Origin of the sequence: Photobacterium frigidiphilum (assembly GCF_003025615.1) — a bacterium.
Lineage (GTDB): Bacteria > Pseudomonadota > Gammaproteobacteria > Enterobacterales > Vibrionaceae > Photobacterium > Photobacterium frigidiphilum.
On record NZ_PYMJ01000085.1, the window covers coordinates 1 to 3,648 of the forward strand.

General features: G+C 55.7%; 4 protein-coding genes. All 4 read right to left on the reverse strand.

The window, feature by feature from the left end; translation table 11 throughout:
- Positions 1–1,499, reverse strand: a 1,499-nt coding sequence (traG, locus tag C9J12_RS29630) for a conjugal transfer mating-pair stabilization protein TraG (RefSeq protein ID WP_146150138.1), incomplete at its 3' end; no start/stop codon positions are given.
- Positions 1,500–1,501: 2 nt separating this feature from the next.
- Positions 1,502–2,866, reverse strand: a complete 1,365-nt coding sequence (locus C9J12_RS29635; RefSeq protein WP_107247011.1) for a conjugal transfer protein TraH — start codon at positions 2,864–2,866, stop codon at positions 1,502–1,504.
- Positions 2,863–3,306: a type-F conjugative transfer system pilin assembly thiol-disulfide isomerase TrbB gene (trbB, locus tag C9J12_RS29640; RefSeq protein ID WP_107247013.1), complete on the reverse strand. Its 444-nt coding sequence runs from the start codon at positions 3,304–3,306 to the stop codon at positions 2,863–2,865. Before trbB ends, C9J12_RS29635 begins: the two co-directional genes overlap by 4 nt.
- A 10-nt stretch (positions 3,307–3,316) precedes the next feature.
- A partial coding sequence (gene traF, locus C9J12_RS29645) for a conjugal transfer protein TraF (protein WP_170111925.1) occupies positions 3,317–3,648 on the reverse strand: 332 nt, incomplete at its 5' end.

The window sequence follows — 3,648 nt, forward strand, 5'->3', positions numbered from 1 at the left end:
GTCATGCCGTGGGTGCGGCTCAGGCCCGAGGTGTCGGTTTTGTTGCCGTTCATATTATTGAACGAGAAGTTATCGACCTGGCCGTTGCCGAGGTTGATGTCGCCGCTGGCCGCGCTTGCCGACGTGCGGCTGTTGACACTGTTCATCATCCCTGCAACCTGGTGCGACATGCTGCTCATGACCGATGCGCCACCCTTGACGATAAAGCCCACAATAATCGGCACGCTCATCATTAACATCCCGGTCATGGCCGCGTAGCGCGAGTGCATTTCGGCTATCGCATCAACGTTGCTGAGGGTGATGCCGGTGTAGATATTGGCGACCGCCGAGGTGCTCAGCGATATGCGGGTGGTCATGATGAAGTTAATAAAGGCAAATAATATCGGCCACGTCCCCAGGTACACGAATCCCTTAATATAGTTGGTGAGTACCGTAAAGGTCAGGCCGGGTAACATGGCTAATGCCACCACAAGAAATGACACGCAGCCAAACAGCAAGAACAAAATTGACTGCATCATCGGCAGGTATTCACGGGCCTGCAAGGCCATGCCCGCCCACATCGAGGTGGTCTGCATTTTGTTTTGGGTGTAGGCATAATTAAACGCCGCCGCGGTGTTGTTGTTCACTGCCGCCCCGTCTGCCAGCCCGTTGCGAATGGCGTTGATGGCCATGTTCTGGGTGGTGATTTGTGAGGCGGTGCGGCTGATGTTGGCGTATTTTGCATAGCTGCCTTGCAGCCCCGTGGTAAACCGTGCCTGGTTGGTGGTCACCTTGTTGGCGTACATTTTGTGGGCCATCAGCGACAGCGCCTGCTGGGCGTCCGTATCAAACCCGGCCTTGAGTTTTGGTAACGCTTCCTTGCAGGTCGGAAAATCATTCGGTTCCATCTGGATGCGGCGCAGCGGTGAAGGGCTGTGATTTGCCAGGAACGCAAAAATATCGGGTGCATTGGCCAGTTGCTCCCAAGTATATTTTTGGTTGAGGGTGATGTCCCCGCGAATACAGCTTTGCATGTAATGCAGCCAGTGGCCTTTGAGTTGCGAATCCTCAAGCTGGCTTTGGCGTGATAGTTGATACAGTTTCGCGCCGAACACCATGCCGGTTTTGCTGTATTGCTCGTCGCTCGGGGAGTGGAAAATGCTTTCTACGGCGGTGGTCACCCCGTACATGTAGGTTGAGGACAAATACGTCGGGCCTGCGACTATCATGGGCACGTTGGCCACGGCGTAGTTGCCGCTGGGGTCGGTCAGGTCAATGATTTGAATGCCCGTTTTGGTGTTGATCAGCAACAAAGGGACGAGCAGGTAAACCGCTGCCCACTTGGGGATAGCGTTAACATCACGGGTCATGAAGAAATGGCATGCCGTCGCAATGACGGCGAAGAAGGCGCAGATTTGCAGCATGCTGGCAAAGCTGTCGGTGGCAAAGAAGGTGGCGATGGCATTGAACACCTCTTTGGCCACATCCCCGTTGCTGTAGGTGTAGACGGCAAGCGTCATGATTAGCTCCCAAATTGTAAGTTGGCGCGCGCCCTGGCAGAGAGTTGCCCTTCCACTTGGCGGCGCAGTTCGCGGTTTTGCTGAATGAGCTGCTGCTCGGCAATGATGGCGGACATCGCCTTGCTTTCCAGGCCGTCGAGAAAACGGTTGGCATTGATGATGCCGTCTTCAATCCGCGCGATGTCCTTGGCGTCATTGTTGGTCCCGGCCAGAGATTCCTTCACAATCGTCAGCATGTTGCGCAGGTAAATCGTCACGAACTGGACGCTGATGGCGGTGGAGTAAGCGGCGATATTGGGCGGCTGTCCGGCTTCGAGGGCGTCGCGTATGAAGGTCAGTATCGGCAGGGTGGTATATTCCAAAAACGACTGCTCATCGGCGCTGAGCGGAGTGTCTGCCAGGAGTTTGTTGGTCATGCCGGACAGGATGAGGAAGATCCGGTTCTGCAAACTTTTTTGCGTGCTGATGGTGATAGTTTTGCTGCCGTCCGGGCGCAGGCATTTGTCGGCAGCCTTGATGTCGCACACGTAAGTTTTGGCTTTGCCGCCCATGAGCAGGGCATTGATCAGGTTGTTGTTGTGGGTGAGCAGCGAGCTGTAGTACTTGGGCTTGCCGTTGGTATCATAGATATAGGTGCCCGATATCGACATCAGAAATTGCGCCAAGTCAGTATCGCTGGCCAGAAAAGCATTTTTCAGAATGGCCGACCAGACGATGTTATGGCTCTTGCGCACCATGTCCTTTAATGCGGGGTCATTTTTAGCGTGGTTGAGCTGGGTATCGGCCTGGCCGCCCGCGCCGCATTCCTGCTGACCGGCGACCCAGTCGGCAAAGGCATTGTTCTGGGTGCCCATGGTGGCGCAGATGTATTTCTGGCTGCCCACCCCGGCAAAGCCCGCCAGTGCCGATACCCCTGCCTGTGCGGCTTCGCAGGAGTTAATGGACTGGTTGAGGTACTTGTCGGCAATGGACTGGAGGTTATCACGAATTTGTTTGAGTTGCGGTGCCCAGGTCTGCAGGGCTAAATCGACCGCAAAGGGCACTGCATTGGCGACAATGCTTTTACCCAGCTGTGTTAGGGCGGTGGAATTGATGTGTGAGAAACCACCGAGGAACATATCGATGCCGCCACAGCCCGCACTGATTTTGGGTAGGGTGATGCTGACCAACTGGGCGTTGGTGACAGGGGTACGCACAAACAGGTTGCCCCCGGTGTAGTAGTTGGCCGTTTGCCCCTTGAAGGACGACGGGTTAGTCACATTGCTGTAGCCGAGTCCGTTAAAGAAGCTGTTCAACGAGCCGTTGACGTCGGCCCGGCAGGAGAACGTGGCCACGAGCAGTGCCGTGGCAATCAGGGTTTTGTTCATGGTCGAAGGGCCTCTATCACGGCCGGGTCGCGGCGGATTTGAGTATAGGTTTCGTGCAGCCCCTGCAGGGACACGTTGCCCTGGGTCATGCGGGCAAACTTGCGGCTGTTGACGTTGATTAAAAAGGTCGCGGGCAACGTGGCGCTGCGGGGGTTATCAAAGAATTCTTCGGCGGTGTCTTTGGTCACCGGGATCGGAACCTCAAAGCCTTTCATGCCCTGGCCATCGAAGGAGAAGGCATAGGTATAAAGCCCCGTCTGTTGTTCAAATTGCTTGAGGGTCGGGGCAAACAGGTGGCAGTAGTTGCAATCGGAGCGAAAGAAGAAGACGACGGCGTATTCGTTCGGGTTGTAGCTGGGATGGCTGTCGGCGGTGGCCGCCTGCACTGGGCTAAGCAGTACCATCATCAGTAACAGGGTCGCGGTGATAAAACGGTTCATGTTCGGATCCTTAAAAGTCGGGAGCAAAGTCGGTGGCCACATTCAAAAATCGGCCTAATAAGTCTTCCTGGGCGATAAAGCCGTAGGCGAGGGGTTTCATTTCCTGGGTCTGCGGATGTACCAGGACCAGCGCCGGGCTGAACGGTACCGATAGCCGGTTATCGTTGTTGCGGTTCTGGTGAATACTGGCCAGCGGTTGGCCGTCTAAGCTGATCCCCAGCACCTCAATGCCGTGGGTGTCGGCAAATTGCTGCACGGACGGCGCCAGTTTTTGGGCAATGGGCGAATGGCCTTCATAGACAAAGAACAGGCCCCAGCCCGCTTCGGCCAGTTGGCGCACGG